This window comes from Microbacterium sp. A94, assembly GCF_051842855.1.
Classification (GTDB): Bacteria; Actinomycetota; Actinomycetes; order Actinomycetales; family Microbacteriaceae; genus Microbacterium.
Genome location: NZ_JBPXMU010000004.1, coordinates 106,060 through 121,641, shown reverse-complemented (window position 1 = coordinate 121,641; position 15,582 = coordinate 106,060). Strand labels below are relative to the sequence as shown.

The following is a 15,582-nucleotide window of genomic DNA, read 5'->3' as shown; positions in this document are numbered from 1 at the left end:
TGAAACGAACATGCCTACCTACGCCTACGCCTGCACCGCGTGCAGCCACGCTTTCGACGCCGTCCAGAGCTTTTCCGACGATGCCCTCACCATCTGCCCTGAATGCGGCGGCGCCCTGCGCAAGCAGTACGGGTCGATCGGGGTGACGTTCAACGGTTCCGGTTTCTATCGGACGGATTCCCGGAGTGGCTCTGGTGCAAAGCCGAATGGTTCGGCATCATCGAAATCGGAGTCGCCGACGAGTTCCACTCCGGCGCCTGCGTCGGCTCCTGCCTCAGCCTGAGGCAGCATCGATAGATGGGGGTTCCCATGTTTCAGGGATTCAAAGAATTCATCACCAAGGGCAATGTCATCGACCTTGCCGTCGCGGTCGTCATCGGCGGGGCGTTCACAGCCATTGTCAACGCGGTGGTGTCGAGCATCATCAACCCGATCGTCGCTCTGTTCTACCAGCCCGACGCTTCCGGCAACATCGGCCCGACACTCACCGGAATCTACGGCCAGCAGGTGACCTTCCCGCTGGGAGACCTCATCAGCGCGATCATCAGCTTCCTCGCTGTCGCGCTCGTCGTCTACTTCGTTTTCGTTGTGCCGATGAACAAGTACAACGAACGCAAGGCCGCACGGAACCCTGCGGTCGAGGAGGACACCCTGCCGACCGAGCAGGACCTGCTCATCGAGATCCGTGATCTTCTCCGCAAGGACAGCATCCGCTGAACGCAGGACCACAGCGTCAGGCCCTCATCTCCTTCGGGAGGTGGGGGCCTTTCCGTATCGTGGGGGGTCTTCAGTAGTGCGGCGGAACGTCGCCGAGCATCCGGTCATCATTAGGACCGCGGCCGGTGATCTTCTCTTTGGCCGGCGCTTTATGCGTGACCACGTCCGGAGAGGTGTCGGTGCCGGCCACTGCCGTCAGTCGCGCACGACGACTCCCCGTCACTCGGACGATCCGCTGACGCGGACTCTCCTCAGGGTTGTGCTCACCCATCGAGATCGGGGAGGTTGATCGGCTGCGTGTCGGTTTCGACCTTCGCAGCATCCGCCGCGATGTCGAGCACAGCTGCGATTCGGGATGCCGCGGTGACCGGGTCGCTGTACAGATCAAAGGCGTGCACGCGTACGTAGTGCCAGCCGAGTCGGCGCAGCACGTGCGGGCGCAGTCGCAGGGTCTCACGCAGCGAGTCACCCAGTGTCTCGGGGTCGCTCTCGATCACAACAGCCTTGCCGTTGTACTGCGCCACCAACGGCAGCAGGCCGCGATAGTCGACATCGACGGATGCCCCGAGGCGCCGCAGTTCGCGGGCCAGCGCCAGCGTCAGCGGATCGGCGAGGTCTTCCAACCGTGATTCGCGGCTGCGTGAGGCCAGTCCACCAAGAATCGACATCAGCGTGGATGCCCCGTGCATGAGGCGTCCGTCATCGAATGCCGACGGGCGAATGGACGACACCAGAACCATCGAGCGCCGGGCCCTGGTCATGCTGACTGTCAGCAGCCGCTCACCGTCCGGTGTGGACAGGTCTCCGAAATCGCTGAGCACGCGGCCGTGCTTGGTGAGTCCATACCCCAACGAGAAGATCACACGATCGCGGCTCTCCGCCACTGACTCCTCGAGCGTGAGTACCGCGAACGGCTCTGCCGTGTAGCGTCCGACGAAATCGGCAACATCGGAGCGGCCGGCGAACGCCGACGTCACCGCTGCACGGATGCGCTCGGCGTGCTTCGCGCTGGCGGTGATCACCATGAGCGACTCGGTCGGACGGTGCACTGCATGCTCGACCACCAGCGTGACGACGCGCGACACCTCAGCGTTCGGGCTCTCCACGGCCCCGGAGATCGGGTCGGGTGCTCCGACTCCGCCCTCGACGTAGTCGACTGTGAGGCTGCCCCGACCGAGGTATGAGCCGGCCCAGGGCAGTGAGACGATCTCGCCGCCGTAGAAGGCGTCGTTGATCAGTTCGGCAAGGTCTTCTCCGCCAGCGCGGTAACTGCGCGTCAACGTCATCACCGGGAGCAGTTCGGCGAGGCGCTCGAACACACTGACCTCGTCGAACGGCACCTCCGCTTCCCATTCGGTATCGGGGTCCACTGCCATCGTGAACGGCGTCGGGCGCTGCGTCACCGGGTCGCCGAACGCGACGACCTGGCGTGCCCGGCGGATCGCGGGGGCGGCCTCAGCCAGGTTGATGGCGGCAGCGTCGGCCAGCAGCACGGTGTCGAACTCCACAGAGTCGGGGATCTCCGGCACCTGATACGGCGAGGAGAGCCAGGCCGGTGCGAGCACGCTCATCAGGGTCGGCGCCGCCGACACGATCTCCGCTGTCGACGGGGTGCCCTGCGTCAACGCACGACGGAGGTTCTGCGACTCAGTGGGCTCATCGACAATGGCGATGCGCCACTGGTTGGCGAGCTGCCATGCGAGCAGGGGCCCACCCATCGCCGCATGTGCTTCGTCTACGAGGCGGAAGTCTCGTTCGAGTCGATCAACGACTGCGGTGTTCGCTCCGAGCAGTGCCCGGTTGTCTTGCAGTGCACGCTCCAGCAGCGATTGCCACCAGGCGAACTCCAGCTCTTCGGCGACCTGTTCTTCAGACACGTGGCGCACCGAGAGTTCTGCCAGCAGCGGCTCGAGTCCCAGCGTTGCGAGCTTGTCGCGGATAGTCGCACGCTCGACCAGGTTGTCGAATACATCCGAGCGGGCAGCGAGCCCGGCAAGCGTGCGCTGAACCCGTTCGATCGGGAGGGTGGCCAGCGGCTCGCGCCGTCCGAGTGCAGCGTCGAGCTCTGCGAGCTCGGCACTCACCCGCCGCCAGGATCCGAGCACGTCAGACAGCCCGAGCGGAATTTCGGGCGCAGCACCGGCATCGACGTAATGCTGCCACTGGGTGCGCTGCTGCTGGATGCGCAACAGCGCCTCGTGCATTTCCGGGATGTGCACGCCGGGCCGTACATACTCTCGGGCGAGGCGACGCAGGCGTCGGCGGTTCGCTCCGGACAGCTTCGGGGCATCGCGGCGGGAGCCATGCGCCTGGATCAGCTCGCCCAGCGGGCGTTCGAAAACAGTCGGGCTGAAGCGGTCGAGCGAGTCCCGGATGCCCTCCAGGAGGCTCAGATACTCCCCCAGCTCGTCAATCGTGGTGAACGGACGCATGCGCGTCTGCGAGATGAGCTCGAAACCTCGCTCCAGCAGTGCTGGAACGCTTGACGCGTGCAGCCGACCGGCAAGCTCGTGTGCGGCGCGTGCTGACTCGGTACTCGTGAAGCTGACGCCGTACCAGGGCGAATCATCCGGTCCGAAACGGAATTCACCGAGGCGCGCGGCCTGCACGAGCGCGGCGGCGGCGTCACTGCGGTCTCCCGACAGCCGGCGCAGCGTCTCAGTGCTCAGTCGCGCAGTCGTCGACGGCGGCACCGGCAGCAGGGCCAGGCGCGTGAGGTTTCGGGTGGCATCCAGCACGGATGCTTCAAGTCCGGCGATCGGCGCCGTCAGCGCCTTACGGTAATCGAGCAGCACGGCGCGAAGGCGCACGAGTGCATCATCGACATCGCTGACTTTGGGAGCGGTCGCCTTCTCGTTGCGCCCGATCGCGCGGACGAGATCACGACGGATGCTGGCGGGCGAGACCGCGAGGCTGTCCAAACCGATTCCCGCCAATCGGTGGCGCACACCATCGAGCGTGGAGCGCCGAGCAGACACGACGAGCACACGCTTGCCGGCCCGCACCAGTTCACCCAGGGCGTTGATGACGGTCTGCGTTCCGCCGGTTCCCGGAAGGGTCGAGACGACGAGCGAGTGGCCCGCGGTGATGCGTGCCAACACCGACTCCTGCTCGGCGTCGGCATCGAGCAGGAGCGTGTCGGATGCTGGTGCGCGCTCATCCGGGCTGGTGCTTCGCGGCGCGGGACGGGCAGCGGTGACCTGCTCACGATCGTCGACGTGCCCGGCGAGGGCGTTCAGTAGTTGGTGATCGAGGCTAGTGCTGTCGCGCGACATCGATGAGGCAATGTCGGCGAAGGTCGATACGACCAGGCGCGGCAGCACCGTGAAGGTATCGATCGATTGGGTGGCTGCGCGCAGATGATCGATGACCGGCTGCGGTTTGAAGATGCCACTGTCGTAGGCGAGGGCAGCCAGTGCCTCCGCGTCGATGGTGATCCCGAAGTGCTCGCGCGCAACGCTCACCAGTTCCGGGTTGACGGTGAAGGATCCCTGCAGCTTCAGCTCGAAATCAGCATGGTGCCGCCGGATCGCAAGCGGACGCAGCAGCACGGGAGCGGCGAAGTCGGCTCCGCCGATGCGCCACCCGGCCAGCCCCACGGCCAGATGCACGGCGTCGACGCCGCGCACGGTGCGCAATTCCGTGTGCTTCGCGGTGATCCGCTCCGCAGCCAATCGCGCAGTTCGCAGCCCGACCTCGTCACGGAAGAGGTTGGACAGCAGCGTCGATTTTCCGGTGATGAACTGCGGCAGGCTCCCCGGATGAGCCTTGGAGATATCGATCCCACCCTCGACGGTGTCGCGGTACGTGATCAGGGGTGAGGGGCCACCAAGGTCAGCGGCCTCGGCGCGAAGCCGAGTGCGTTCGGCGTCGGCAACGTGAGCGAGCGCGATGGCGGTGTGGTCATCATGCTGACCGTCAAGCGTCATCGCGGCATCCGCAGCCTTATCTTCACGTCGCCACACATAGAACACACTAAGCTCCGCAGGTGCGCGATCCCTGTATCCCCGGCGGGTTTCCTCGGATTGAGCCACTTTTTCTCCACCGATCATGCCCTTTCCCAGGTTCTCCCCCATCCGCGCGATCAGCACCTCAAAAGTTCGGTCTGCACGTCAGGATGGGGTGATGACATTCCGCTACGACTTCGCACCCACGCCCTTCGGCGATGCGCTGGTGGTCTTCTCCGACGAGGGGATCGTGCGCTTCGACCTCTCAGAATCAGCAGACCCTTCCGTTCCCTGGCTGCTGGAGAGCATCTCCGCGCGCCTTCGCAGTGTGCCCGTGGCAGATCCGGGTGCGGCCGACGAACTCGCTCATCTGCTCGATGACTACTTCGCCGGCTCCCCCGTGCGCTTTGATGAGCTTGTACGGCTCGATTGGCGCCTGGTGAACGGTTTCCACCTGTCTGCCCTGCAGACGATCAACACAATCGAATGGGGCGAGACGATGAGCTACGGCGAAGTCGCCGCCCTCGCCGGCAGCCCCGGTGCCGCCCGCGCAGTCGGAACGGCGTGTCGATTGACGCCCTTCTCCGTCCTCGTTCCGGTGCACCGGGTCGTGCGCTCTGATGGCACGCCGGGGCAGTACGGTGCTCATCCCGAACACAAGCGCTACCTGCTTGATCTCGAGAAGCAGTGAGGCGATACCCGGCGAATGGTAGGGTCGACGCTACGAAACGGGGAACAGCGATGTCTCCCGAAAGCAGGCAGTCGATGAACACCACGATCACACTCGATCCCGATACCGACCTCGTCGCTCAAGCAGTGCGAGAGCTCTCTGCGCGCACCCGGTTCCCGGTCGCGTTCGGTGGCCTGATCGAAGACGGCATCGTCTCGGTGACCAGCATCGTCGGAAACCGCACGCACAGCCTGGAAGGCCTGAAGGTGCGTCCCGAACGCGGCCTCGGCGGACGGGCAATGACCGAGTTGCGACCGCGAATGACCAACGACTACGGAGCGTCGCTGCACATCACCCACGATTACGACGGTTTCGTGCTCGGCGAAGGATTGCGAACACTGCTGGCGCTTCCGATCATTGTCAACGGTCGCTCACGCGGGGTCCTCTACGCCGGGGCATGGAGCGAATCGCCGATCGGCGGTGTCACCACCGCACCGGCGATGACAATCGCTGATTCCGTGGCATCCGAACTGCGAATCCGCGACGAGGTGGACCGACGCGTGGAGTCGATGAACCTGTCGACGTCAGCCTTCACCACCTCCGATCGAGAACAGCTGCGCGAAAGTTTTGCCGAACTGCGCAGCATCGCCGGAGAAGTCGATGAACCGGCGCTGCGCGAGCGTCTTTCCCGGCTCGAGAATCAGCTCCTCGCGGTCGCCGGTGAGCAGGCGCCTGCGACGACCGGCGCGATCCCCACGGTTCGCCTGTCTCCACGCGAGACCGACGTGCTCGCCTGCGCGGCGTTGGGATGCACGAACGCCGAGATCGCCGCGCAACTCGGATTGCGGGCGGGCACGGTAAAGGCCTATCTGAGCACAGCGATGTCGAAATTGGATGCCTCCACCAGGCACTCCGCCGTTACTCGAGCGCGCCGCGCCGGGCTTCTGCCGTAACCACGCTGTTTACCGCGCACCGATTGTCCTCGACAATTGCCTCATCAGTGACAAGTGAATTGTTTACACGTAAGCTGGCGAAATGGCTCGACGTATTGTGCACCAGTTGGTTGACGACATCGATGGAACGGTACTCGGAATCGGTGAGGGCGAGACCGTGCATTTCTCTCTCAATGGCACCGCTTACGAGATCGACCTGACATCAGCGAATGCTGAGGAATTCCGCGAAGCAATGGCGCCTTATGTCTCCGCGGCGCGACGCTCATCAGCATCTGCCTCGCGTGGGACGACCCGCAAGCGCGCGACGAGCTCGCCGGAAAGCGCCCTGATCCGGGAATGGGCACGCGCTAATGGGCACGCCGTTTCGGAGCGTGGCCGTATTCCTGCAACGGTGGCTGAGGCGTACCGCGCAGCGCACTGATCATTCCTCGCGAGCCCACAGTTCGTCTGTGATCGCAATTTCGCGAGTCATATCTTCGAGAAAGCGAATCACCACTTCTCGCTCATCGGAATTCAGCCGCGCCCCGGAATAGAAGCGCTTCGCCTGCTGGCGCCCGACCGTCTCCATTGCCGCCTCATACGTTTCGGGGGTAATCGTGATGGCCAGCGCTCGACGGTCGGTCGGGTGCGGCGATCGCACGATGTGTGCCCCCTTCTCGAGCCGGTCGAGCAACTTCGTCGTAGACGCGCTGGAAATGTTCAGGTGCTGGGCGATAGCCCCGGGCGTGGCGATTGTGCCGCGGTTGCTGCACACGATCAAGAAGTGCAGAGCGCGCATATCGGTCTCGTTCAGCTTCATGTAGCGACGAGACGCTTCGGAGAGGCGCTGCTCCGCTTCGCGCAGCGCACCCAGCGCAGCCATGACACGTGTGACTTGAGCGACCTCTTCAGCCGCCATCCCCGAACGATCCACAAGAGTTCCGCGCGGATCACTCGCATCGACGTCGTAGATCGGCGGTGACGTCTCCAGGTGTGCGGCGTCGGGCCCCGGGGAGATCATCTTCACCTGCATCCTCCGGCCGCGAACCGTGCGCCGGCATTTTGCATCACTCTACACATGATGATTAGATGCTAGCGTTATTACTTGCTTGGCTAACGAAATCGATGACGTGGCCGTTCCGCCGCTTGCGCCATCTTGCTGAAGGGCTTCTCCATGACTTCTCCGGATTCTCTCCGAAGCGACACCCCGCGACGACGTGTGCGGCGGCGCTCCTGGCTGCGCGTGCTCCTGCCCGCCATGCTGATCATCGCCTGGCTTGCCGGAGCAGGGCTGGGCGGGCCGCTGTTCGGCAAGGTGGGCGAGGTGTCATCGAACGATCAGACGAGTTATCTGCCGTCATCGGCGGATGCAACCCAGGTGCAAAACCTCCTCGGCGAGTTCAACGACTCAGACGCGATCCCCGCGATCGTCGTCTTCGTCGGTGACGGTGAACTCGAAGAGAATCAGCTCACCGCGATTGCGGATGCTGTCGCCGCGGCGCCCGACATCGAGGGCGTGGCCGCTGAGGTCTCCCCCGCTATCCCCTCCGAAGATGGCCGTGCAGTTCAGGCATTCGTCCCGATCTCCAGCGACGCCGACCTCGGCGATGCGGTCGCGGCGCTCGGAGACGAGCTTCGCAGCCAGGCGCCCGATGGGGTCGTCGTCTACGTGACCGGTCCTGCAGGATTCTCCGCCGACCTAGTCGCCGGCTTCGCCGGAATCGACGGCCTGCTGCTGGGTGTCGCGCTGCTCGCCGTGCTCGTCATCCTCATCCTCGTTTACCGGTCATTCCTGCTTCCCGTGGTCGTCCTATCGACGAGTCTGTTCGCCCTGTGCGTCGCGCTGCTGGTTGTCTGGTGGCTGGCCAAATGGGAGATTCTGCTGCTGAGCGGGCAGACCCAGGGAATTCTGTTCATCCTTGTCATCGGCGCGGCGACGGACTATGCGCTCCTGTTCGTCGCCCGGTTCCGAGAAGAGCTGCGCAGCACCCAGGACAAGGGCGTTGCAACGATGGCTGCGTGGAAGGCATCGCTGGAGCCGATCGCGGCATCCGGTGGAACAGTGATCGCCGGGCTGCTGTGCCTGCTCCTGAGCGATCTGAAATCGAACAGCACGCTGGGCCCGGTGGCCGCGATCGGCATTCTGTTCGCCATGCTCTCAGCCCTCACTTTGCTGCCGGCACTGCTGTTCACGTTCGGTCGCGCGGTGTTCTGGCCCCGGCGCCCGGCGTTCGAGCCGGACGTTGTCGCGGCTGAGACCGGCGTGGCGACGAAGGGTCTGTGGGCGTGGTTGGCGCGCGGCATCCAGCGCCGCCCGCGCCTGATCTGGATCGTGACGACCCTCGTGCTCGTCGCGGGTGCGGCAGGGTTCACTCAGTTCAATGCGTCGGGCATCCCGCAGTCGGACCTGGTGCTGGGCGCTTCTGAGGCGCGCGATGGTCAGGTGGCGCTCGGCGAGCACTTCCCCGGCGGATCCGGAAGCCCCGTGTACGTCGTTGTGGCCGAGGACGCACTGCAGGACGCTGCCGATGTTCTCCTGGCCAACAGCGGCATCGACTCCGTCGCTGTGTCTGCCGCAGACTCGCCCAGTGGTACTGCGGGCGTGGATGCTGATGGCATCACGGCGTTCGGCCCTCCGGGATCGCCTGCCCCCGAGCCGACGGTGGTCGATGGTGATGTGATGTTGCAGGGCACGCTGACCGACGCCGCCGATTCCGATGCTGCTGCTGAGACGGTTCGCGAGCTGCGCGGCGAGCTGGCTGACCTCGATGCCCTCGTGGGCGGCGTGACGGCGACCTCTGTCGATACGAATGATGCCTCAATCCACGACCGCAACCTGATCATTCCGATCGTGCTCGTCGTCATCCTCGTCATCCTGATGCTGCTGCTGCGCTCGGTGCTCGCACCCGTGCTGCTGATCCTGACCACGGTGCTTTCGTTCGGTACAGCGATGGGCGTGTCAGCGCTGGTATTCAACGGTGTCTTCGACTTCCCGGGCGCTGACCCGGCCGTGCCACTGTACGGATTCGTGTTCCTCGTGGCGCTCGGCATCGATTACAACATCTTCCTGATGACGCGCGTTCGTGAGGAATCGATCAAGCACGGCACCCGCGAGGGGGTGTTGCGCGGACTCTCGGTCACCGGCGGCGTGATCACCTCAGCGGGCCTCGTGCTGGCTGCGACCTTCGCCGCACTGTCGGTGATTCCGATCCTGTTCCTGGTGCAACTGGCATTCATCGTCGCCTTCGGTGTGCTGCTGGACACCTTCGTCGTGCGATCGCTGCTGGTGCCCGCGCTCTCCTACGACATCGGCCGCTCGATCTGGTGGCCGTCGAAGCTGGGCCGCGGCAAGCGCTGAGCTCAGGTGAAGGCGGGGATCATCGACACGACGAGCCCGATGATCCCCACACCGGCGAAAACGATGCCGAGGGTTGCCAAGAGCCGGCGCAGCATCGGAGCGGACATCCGCACATGACCGGGGCTTCGCACGCTGACGAATCCCTCGTGCCATCCGTCGGCGACGTTCTCGCGCTGAGTGAGGGGGCGTTCGCGGAAGTCGCCTCCGGCAAACCAGCGGGCGATCGCTTCCCCATCACGTTCGATGACGGCGATGTCGACCGGTTCCCAGCGCCCTTCGGCGAGCGCGATCATGCCAGCGACGATGAGGAGCGGGATGCCGGCGCCGAGACCGATCCAAGACAGCACCTCGCCGACGGCTGCAAGGGCGTCCAGTGGGCTCACCTGTTCATCGTAGAAGACACGGCGGCCTAGTCCGGCATCGGGGATCAGTCAAGAGGGTCGTGAACGCTGTTCGGTGGACGTAAGGTCGCGGACACCAGCGAAAGGAACTCTCATGTCCAACCCTCCCTTCCCCCCTCTGCCCCTACCCGATGACGATCGCATCACTGACGAAGGCGTAGCCGAACCCGGTGTCGACGACATGGCGACAATCGAGCACGATGGCAAACGCGTCGTCGATCCTGACATCGATCCCGCCCAGGTTGACAGCGCCGCAGCAGATCGAATGGCATCTGGCGCACCGACAGAAGAAGGTGACCTGTGAGCGGCATCGAAGACCAAGGAATGCGCCCTCCTGGCGTCGAGCAGGCACCCGTGGAAGAGTCCGAAGATGCGGCAGAGCACACAGAGACCGGGCAGGTCCCGGCCGGTCGGGCCGGTGCCGATTCCGGCTCAGCGGACAGGGTGCGCATCGATCCGGATGATGAGGCCGAGATCCCCGACGCATCGCGAATGAATGACGCCCCGGGAGTCGGACCTCGACCGCCTAAGCCGTAGTTGTTGCTTCGATGTGCTCATCGATGAGCGTGATGCCACCCGTGGAGTGAGCAGAATTCGCCAAGTCCTCCACCCATTTCCGACTGATGTCCGACGGCTCGACGGAGTCGAACACGAACCGGAGTGGAATCGAGGGGTGTAGCCAGATCGTGCTGCGACCGCTTACTTCCCCTTCGGGGTGACGCCACGAGAGCGTGAAACTCTCGCTGCGACGCAACTTGGTGGCCACGACGATCTTCAGGTGCGCGAGCGCACGATCTTCGATATTGATGGGCTCATTCGAGTCACCGTAATAAAGACTTCCCATGAGCGTCCTGGCCTTTCATCACGCGCAGCTGAACTGCCGACCGTGCGGGGTCGCGCGTCACCATTGAATCTAGCCTCTCCGGGTCGCCGTGTCCTCATCGGCGAATGTCGCGCGCCGCGGCTGCCTCTTTTCGATCGCGGCGCACGCTCTTCGCGATCCGCGTCGCGTCTCTGAGCGGTACCTGCACCTGCGTCTCGGCGTGGATGCCCGCTTGCAATTGCCGCACACGCTCCACTTCCGCATCGAACTCCGCGCCCAGAAGCAGGGCCATATTCGCGATCCACAGCCAGAGCGCGATGATGATGACACCGGCGAAGGCACCGTAAATGCGATCGTAATCGGCGATGGTCGATACGTAGAGGCGGAAGCCGAGCGACGCCAGCACGAGAGCCACAAGCGCAATGGCGGCGCCGAGACTCATCCACCGGAACCGCGCCGGCCGTAAGTTCGGTGCGAAGTAGTACAGGAAAGCCAGCACGAAAACGACGACGATGGCCAGAAGCGGCCAGCGCACGATACGCCAGACGAACAGCGCCGTTTCGCCCAGACCGATCGCACCACCGATCGCTTCCGCGATACCGCCGGACACGGCCAGAAGCGCGGCGATGGCCGCAACACAAACGATGATCACCAGTGCGATCAGGAGCTGCCCGATTTTCAACTTCGCGGCTGTGCGCCCCTCAGCGACCCCGTAGATGCGATTCATGCCCCGCCCCAGCGCTGCAACGTAGCGCGCGACAGCCCACAACGTCAGTGCGAGGCCGAGCACGAGCACGATGCCCGACAGACGCGCATCAGCGATCTGACCGATCACGTCGCGAATCGCTTCCGTCGAGGCATCCGGAACCAGGGATTGCGCAACCGCGCTGATGATTTGGGCTGTTTCCTCCCCACGCCCGAGCAGGCTCACCACGGAGAACGCGACCATCGCAGCCGGCACCAGGGCGAGCACTGCGTAGAACGTCAAACTCGCGGCGACGTCAGGACACTCATCTGTACCGAAGGCACGAAAGGTACGCCGGACAGCGAGCTTCCATGAGCGGCGTTCGATCTGCGCGGGTGACCCTGGTTTTTCGGAGCGATTCAACGGCATGACAGGCTCTCCTTTTGTTATCAGGATGGCAGTCCGGATCCGTTTCGCTTACTCCCTTGACACTCCACGCGCTCTCGCCGTAACGAACTCGGTCATCGATTCTCGTTTGTCAACCCGGTTCGACCCGGGCGCCTGGTGCGCGAGGGTTGACGGATACCCAGAGGAGAGAATATGAGCAACTCAGATCAGCCCACCGCAGACCGCCCGGATGAGCCGGACACTCCCGACGAAGAGGAGATGCCCTCCACAGAAGACCTCCAGGAGCCGAGCACGGAGAAAGAGCCGGGCGAGGAGCCCAAGGCGCCAGAGAGGACCGACCCCGAGCCGAGCCATGAGGCCGTCGGCATCGGGATCATCGGACGCCCTCAGGTTGAGCCGGAGTCTTCCGATTCCTGACCCAGCAATGATGGTCGAATCAGCGTGCGGACATCCGGCGAATCACCGATGCATAGGAGTCAAGCGCATCGAAGATGCCCTGATGCTGCCAGACACGACCGCGGCTCTTCCCCGCGGTCTCGGTGAGCACCGCCCGCTCAGTGAGCGAATCGAGCGCGCGGAGCGCGGTCATCTCACCGAAGCCAAGCGTGTTCTTGAGGTACTTGAGATTCACCGCGGGCTGGCCCACCAAGTTGCTGGTACCCAGCTTCCGCTGCGCGTGATGATCGAACTCGAGATGACCAGCGACCAGGTCACCGCATCAATGCGAACGAGACTGCCGGCAGCTGTGGCCAATGAACGATGCTACCCACACATATCGCTATACGTGTTAGTAATGCTCGTCGTTGTAGCCGACCTTCCTCAGGAGCGCCAGTGCGGCATTCGAATCAGGAACGTCCACTCCGCCCGGACCGGCACAAATAGCATTCGATCAGGACGTTACGTTTGGTGCCCCTGGAGGGACTCGAACCCCCAACCCTTTCCTTAGGACGGAACTGCTCTTCCATTGAGCTACAGAGGCTGACCAGACCAGTCTAACCATTCGCGCCAGCGCTGTTCCTCGCGCCCTACGCCGCCAAAGCCAAATACGGCTCCCAGCATGGGTCACTGCGCTCGGTGCCGCGGACAGTCCATGCTGTCCCCCGCGGCGGACGCGGATTGAACCGCAGTTGCCAGTGCATCTCCTGCGGGGTGCGATTGCTTTTGACGTTGTTGCAGCGCAGGCAGCAGGCGACAAGGTTCTCCCATGAATCCGCCCCGCCGCGAGAACGTGGAAGCACGTGATCGATCGTGGATGCCGCGCCCCCGCAGTAACTGCATCGATGGTTGTCCCGTCGCAGAACACCGCGCCTGGTCACCGGAGCGCGCCGGCTCATCGGAATGCGCACATAGCGGGAGAGGATGATGACGGCCGGTCGATCATAGGCACCCTGGGCAGCCCAGACGGGATCGTCTTCGACCCGCTCGACGACAGTGGCTTTCTCATTCATCACAAGCACCAGCGCTCGTTTGAAGGAGACCACCGCAAGCGGTTCATATCCGGCGTTAAGAACAAGTGTGCGCATTGTCATCCTCTCGATCCGCCGGGACGGCTTCCCGGCACTCTCGACTCACACGACGCCACATGGACGACAGAGGAAAGTACGCAGGAACCAAAAAAGGCGCCGTCTTTACAGACAGCGCCTTTCGCACACGACAAGCTCAGTGCATCCCTGCGGGCAATGCCGAAGAACGTAACGACCGAGTGCATCCATGGTGCGGATGCTCGGTATTCGTTCCATCGGCTTTCTCCCATCCGTGCGACGACGGGTACAGGCTAACCCATCGTGCCGACAGATGACGAAACAGCAGGTGAACAATTCGGCGCGTGTCGCGCCCGAACAGCAGAGAGGATCAGCCGGCGTTAGCGCGCAGCCACGCGATCGGCTCCATCAGCCCACCGTTGACGCGCACTTCGAAGTGCAGGTGGTTCGCGGTGGAACGACCGGTGCTACCGACGAAGCCGATGAGCTGACCGGCTGCGACATACTGACCGACCTGGACCTGACGCGAACCGTAGACCATGTGACCGTAAACGCTCGAGGCGACCTGACCACCGATGACGTGATCGATCATGACGGCGACACCGTAGCCACCGATGCTCTCCGCGGATGCGCGAACCGTTCCGGCCGCGGTGGCGTAGATAGGGGTGCCCTGTGGTGCGAGCATGTCGGCGCCCTGGTGCGCACCGCCGACGGTGCGACTGACGTTGTACGAGCCCTGCGGAAGCGGATAGCGAACTTCGCCAGAACCGGGTGAGACCAGTTCGTAGTTTCCCGTGTTGATACTGACGCCCGGTGAAGCGACGGATGCCGCGGCAGCGGCAGCGGCGGCCCGTGCAGCAGCGGCCTCTTCAGCCTTCTTCTTCTCGATCTCCTCAGGAGTCGTCGCCGCGTATGTACCGCGATCCAGCGGCGACGCCGTCGCCTCGGATGCGACAACCAGCGACTGAGCGTCATCGAATGCAACCTGCTGCAGAGTTGCCGGAGCATCCGCAGAGGGAGTCGATGAGGCAGCGAATGAGGGAAGAGCGATGCCGGCAACCAGAACACCTACTGCTCCGAAGATCGCCATCGATCGCATCGGCTTAACCATCTTGCGAGCCGCGTCGCGGGTGACCACAGTGCGGGGTCGCTTGGCGGCCTTCTCAGTCGTGTTCGTAGTGGGTTCGATATCTAGGGCCAAAAGGTGATCCTCCTGCGCCTCGACGCTCGGGTTGCGCTGGCTCGTCGGCACTCTGCTTCTCGTGGCACTTGCTCGGGGCACTTGGTGCGATCTGTCCGAGAAGATGACGAGCCGGTGAGGCAATCTTCTCGGTTCTGCCGCCAACGGGCTTCTTCTTTGGCGACCTGTCCGAGGTTACCGGATGATAACGATTCTGTCACCCTGGGAACCTGACAATCCCCCGTCAGGCCGGTTCGCCCACGAGGAAGATGTGTGAAGCCAGTTCAACCGGCAGCTCCAGGCTCTCTTCATTGCCGTCCATCTCGATGAGCACATAGCCCTCGTTATAACGGTAGTTTCCATGAGCGCCAGGCACGACTCCTGCGTCGCGCAACTGCTCGAGCAGCTCGGGATCAACCTGGGCAGGCTCGGCGAGACGACGAACTGTTCCCTCGGTCGACTCACCCGCAGCATTGAGCTTTGCGACCAGCCCGATCACGCCTTCGTCAAACACTCGCGCAGGCGCGCCGCCGAGCTGATCGAGTCCGGGGATCGGATTGCCGTACGGCGACTCGGTCGGGTGTCCGAGCAGTTCGATGAGGCGCCGCTCGACCTGTTCGCTCATCACGTGCTCCCAGCGGCAGGCCTCGTCATGAACGTAGGCCCAGTCGAGTCCGATCACATCGGACAGCAGCCGCTCCGCAAGGCGGTGCTTGCGCATGACGTTGACGGCCTTGCGCCGACCGGCCTCGGTCAGTTGGAGCGTGCGATCGTCGGACACGATGACGAGCCCGTCACGTTCCATGCGCCCGATGGTCTGCGACACCGTCGGACCGGAATGACCGAGTCGTTCGGAGATGCGCGCGCGCAGGGGAACAATGTTCTCCTCCTCGAGTTCGAGGATGGTGCGGAGATACATCTCCGTGGTGTCGATCAAGTCTGCCATCTGGCCCTCCGGGTCTTCTTAGGTAAGCCTACAT

Annotated in this window: 19 protein-coding genes and 1 tRNA gene; 9 read left to right on the top strand and 11 right to left on the bottom strand. The window is 63.8% G+C overall.

All coding sequences use genetic code 11. From position 1 onward, the window contains the following. Positions 1-10: 10 nt before the first annotated feature. Positions 11-283 carry an FmdB family zinc ribbon protein gene (locus ACSU1L_RS11835; protein WP_438254921.1) on the top strand — a complete coding sequence of 91 codons (273 nt, stop codon included), beginning with the start codon at positions 11-13 and terminating at the stop codon, positions 281-283. A gap of 26 nt (positions 284-309) precedes the next feature. Next, a complete protein-coding gene (gene mscL, locus ACSU1L_RS11830; RefSeq protein ID WP_438255232.1) occupies positions 310-717 on the top strand; it encodes a large conductance mechanosensitive channel protein MscL in 408 nt (135 codons plus the stop codon). A gap of 70 nt (positions 718-787) precedes the next feature. On the opposite strand, the gene ACSU1L_RS11825 is transcribed toward mscL, so the two are convergent. Both ACSU1L_RS11825 and ACSU1L_RS11820 read right to left on the bottom strand, forming a co-directional pair. After that, complete coding sequence (locus ACSU1L_RS11825; RefSeq protein ID WP_438254920.1) at positions 788-988, bottom strand: hypothetical protein; 201 nt, start codon at positions 986-988, stop codon at positions 788-790. Continuing rightward, the gene (locus ACSU1L_RS11820; protein ID WP_439256077.1) at positions 981-4,646 is read right to left on the bottom strand and encodes an AAA family ATPase; all 3,666 of its coding nucleotides are present in this window, start codon (positions 4,644-4,646) and stop codon (positions 981-983) included. Before ACSU1L_RS11820 ends, ACSU1L_RS11825 begins: the two co-directional genes overlap by 8 nt. Positions 4,647-4,842: 196 nt before the next feature. Here ACSU1L_RS11820 and ACSU1L_RS11815 point away from each other — a divergent pair, with 196 nt between their 5' ends. The 3 genes from ACSU1L_RS11815 (at position 4,843) to ACSU1L_RS11805 (ending at position 6,708) form a co-directional block, all read left to right on the top strand. Then, positions 4,843-5,355 carry a methylated-DNA--[protein]-cysteine S-methyltransferase gene (locus ACSU1L_RS11815; RefSeq protein ID WP_438254918.1) on the top strand — a complete coding sequence of 171 codons (513 nt, stop codon included), beginning with the start codon at positions 4,843-4,845 and terminating at the stop codon, positions 5,353-5,355. A 74-nt stretch (positions 5,356-5,429) separates the two neighbouring features. Beyond that, the gene (locus ACSU1L_RS11810) at positions 5,430-6,287 is read left to right on the top strand and encodes a LuxR C-terminal-related transcriptional regulator (RefSeq protein WP_439255925.1); all 858 of its coding nucleotides are present in this window, start codon (positions 5,430-5,432) and stop codon (positions 6,285-6,287) included. Positions 6,288-6,369: 82 nt separating this feature from the next. Then, the gene (locus tag ACSU1L_RS11805; protein ID WP_439255924.1) at positions 6,370-6,708 is read left to right on the top strand and encodes a histone-like nucleoid-structuring protein Lsr2; all 339 of its coding nucleotides are present in this window, start codon (positions 6,370-6,372) and stop codon (positions 6,706-6,708) included. On the opposite strand, the gene ACSU1L_RS11800 is transcribed toward ACSU1L_RS11805, so the two are convergent. Beyond that, on the bottom strand, positions 6,709-7,287 hold the full coding sequence (locus ACSU1L_RS11800) for a MarR family winged helix-turn-helix transcriptional regulator (protein ID WP_439256076.1): 579 nt from the start codon (positions 7,285-7,287) through the stop codon (positions 6,709-6,711). It abuts the gene before it with no gap. Positions 7,288-7,440: 153 nt separating this feature from the next. Here ACSU1L_RS11800 and ACSU1L_RS11795 point away from each other — a divergent pair, with 153 nt between their 5' ends. Continuing rightward, the gene (locus ACSU1L_RS11795; RefSeq protein ID WP_439255923.1) at positions 7,441-9,624 is read left to right on the top strand and encodes an MMPL family transporter; all 2,184 of its coding nucleotides are present in this window, start codon (positions 7,441-7,443) and stop codon (positions 9,622-9,624) included. Between the two features lie 2 nt (positions 9,625-9,626). Here the strand turns inward: ACSU1L_RS11795 and ACSU1L_RS11790 are convergent, their stop codons facing one another. Then, the gene (locus tag ACSU1L_RS11790; RefSeq protein WP_439255922.1) at positions 9,627-10,007 is read right to left on the bottom strand and encodes a hypothetical protein; all 381 of its coding nucleotides are present in this window, start codon (positions 10,005-10,007) and stop codon (positions 9,627-9,629) included. Between the two features lie 112 nt (positions 10,008-10,119). On the opposite strand from ACSU1L_RS11790, the gene ACSU1L_RS11785 reads away from it, so the two are divergent. Beyond that, a complete protein-coding gene (locus ACSU1L_RS11785; protein WP_438254913.1) occupies positions 10,120-10,329 on the top strand; it encodes a hypothetical protein in 210 nt (69 codons plus the stop codon). Further along, positions 10,326-10,562, top strand: a complete 237-nt coding sequence (locus tag ACSU1L_RS11780; protein ID WP_438254912.1) for a hypothetical protein — start codon at positions 10,326-10,328, stop codon at positions 10,560-10,562. Before ACSU1L_RS11785 ends, ACSU1L_RS11780 begins: the two co-directional genes overlap by 4 nt. On the opposite strand, the gene ACSU1L_RS11775 is transcribed toward ACSU1L_RS11780, so the two are convergent. Further along, a complete protein-coding gene (locus ACSU1L_RS11775) occupies positions 10,552-10,869 on the bottom strand; it encodes a DUF7882 family protein (protein WP_438254910.1) in 318 nt (105 codons plus the stop codon). The genes ACSU1L_RS11780 and ACSU1L_RS11775 overlap by 11 nt on opposite strands. Positions 10,870-10,963: 94 nt before the next feature. Continuing rightward, positions 10,964-11,962, bottom strand: a complete 999-nt coding sequence (locus ACSU1L_RS11770; protein WP_439255921.1) for a YihY/virulence factor BrkB family protein — start codon at positions 11,960-11,962, stop codon at positions 10,964-10,966. A gap of 171 nt (positions 11,963-12,133) precedes the next feature. Here ACSU1L_RS11770 and ACSU1L_RS11765 point away from each other — a divergent pair, with 171 nt between their 5' ends. Beyond that, on the top strand, positions 12,134-12,358 hold the full coding sequence (locus ACSU1L_RS11765) for a hypothetical protein (protein ID WP_439255920.1): 225 nt from the start codon (positions 12,134-12,136) through the stop codon (positions 12,356-12,358). 19 nt (positions 12,359-12,377) lie between these two features. Here ACSU1L_RS11765 and ACSU1L_RS11760 read toward each other — a convergent pair whose 3' ends face one another. The 5 genes from ACSU1L_RS11760 to ACSU1L_RS11740 all read right to left on the bottom strand — a co-directional run bounded on the left by ACSU1L_RS11760 (position 12,378) and on the right by ACSU1L_RS11740 (position 15,548). Beyond that, complete coding sequence (locus ACSU1L_RS11760; protein WP_439255919.1) at positions 12,378-12,587, bottom strand: hypothetical protein; 210 nt, start codon at positions 12,585-12,587, stop codon at positions 12,378-12,380. A 258-nt stretch (positions 12,588-12,845) separates the two neighbouring features. Then, positions 12,846-12,920: transfer RNA gene (locus ACSU1L_RS11755), tRNA-Arg, on the bottom strand. A 46-nt stretch (positions 12,921-12,966) separates the two neighbouring features. Then, positions 12,967-13,464 (bottom strand): HNH endonuclease, encoded by a 498-nt coding sequence (locus tag ACSU1L_RS11750; protein ID WP_439256075.1) that lies wholly within the window; start codon positions 13,462-13,464, stop codon positions 12,967-12,969. A gap of 328 nt (positions 13,465-13,792) precedes the next feature. After that, positions 13,793-14,674, bottom strand: coding sequence for a M23 family metallopeptidase (locus ACSU1L_RS11745; protein WP_438254903.1), 882 nt, complete (start codon positions 14,672-14,674; stop codon positions 13,793-13,795). Positions 14,675-14,846: 172 nt separating this feature from the next. Next, positions 14,847-15,548 carry an iron dependent repressor, metal binding and dimerization domain protein gene (locus tag ACSU1L_RS11740; protein WP_438254902.1) on the bottom strand — a complete coding sequence of 234 codons (702 nt, stop codon included), beginning with the start codon at positions 15,546-15,548 and terminating at the stop codon, positions 14,847-14,849. Positions 15,549-15,582: the final 34 nt, after the last annotated feature.

Bases quoted from the DNA above. Each gene is read 5' to 3' on its own strand.
- ACSU1L_RS11835 (WP_438254921.1), top strand. From the start codon at position 11: ATGCCTACCTACGCCTACGCCTGCACCGCGTGCAGCCACGCTTTCGAC.
- mscL (WP_438255232.1), top strand. From the start codon at position 310: ATGTTTCAGGGATTCAAAGAATTCATCACCAAGGGCAATGTCATCGAC.
- ACSU1L_RS11825 (WP_438254920.1), bottom strand. From the start codon at position 988: ATGGGTGAGCACAACCCTGAGGAGAGTCCGCGTCAGCGGATCGTCCGA.
- ACSU1L_RS11820 (WP_439256077.1), bottom strand. From the start codon at position 4,646: ATGACGCTTGACGGTCAGCATGATGACCACACCGCCATCGCGCTCGCT.
- ACSU1L_RS11815 (WP_438254918.1), top strand. From the start codon at position 4,843: ATGACATTCCGCTACGACTTCGCACCCACGCCCTTCGGCGATGCGCTG.
- ACSU1L_RS11810 (WP_439255925.1), top strand. From the start codon at position 5,430: ATGAACACCACGATCACACTCGATCCCGATACCGACCTCGTCGCTCAA.
- ACSU1L_RS11805 (WP_439255924.1), top strand. From the start codon at position 6,370: ATGGCTCGACGTATTGTGCACCAGTTGGTTGACGACATCGATGGAACG.
- ACSU1L_RS11800 (WP_439256076.1), bottom strand. From the start codon at position 7,287: ATGATCTCCCCGGGGCCCGACGCCGCACACCTGGAGACGTCACCGCCG.
- ACSU1L_RS11795 (WP_439255923.1), top strand. From the start codon at position 7,441: ATGACTTCTCCGGATTCTCTCCGAAGCGACACCCCGCGACGACGTGTG.
- ACSU1L_RS11785 (WP_438254913.1), top strand. From the start codon at position 10,120: ATGTCCAACCCTCCCTTCCCCCCTCTGCCCCTACCCGATGACGATCGC.
- ACSU1L_RS11775 (WP_438254910.1), bottom strand. From the start codon at position 10,869: ATGGGAAGTCTTTATTACGGTGACTCGAATGAGCCCATCAATATCGAA.
- ACSU1L_RS11770 (WP_439255921.1), bottom strand. From the start codon at position 11,962: ATGCCGTTGAATCGCTCCGAAAAACCAGGGTCACCCGCGCAGATCGAA.
- ACSU1L_RS11765 (WP_439255920.1), top strand. From the start codon at position 12,134: ATGAGCAACTCAGATCAGCCCACCGCAGACCGCCCGGATGAGCCGGAC.
- ACSU1L_RS11750 (WP_439256075.1), bottom strand. From the start codon at position 13,464: ATGCGCACACTTGTTCTTAACGCCGGATATGAACCGCTTGCGGTGGTC.
- ACSU1L_RS11740 (WP_438254902.1), bottom strand. From the start codon at position 15,548: ATGGCAGACTTGATCGACACCACGGAGATGTATCTCCGCACCATCCTC.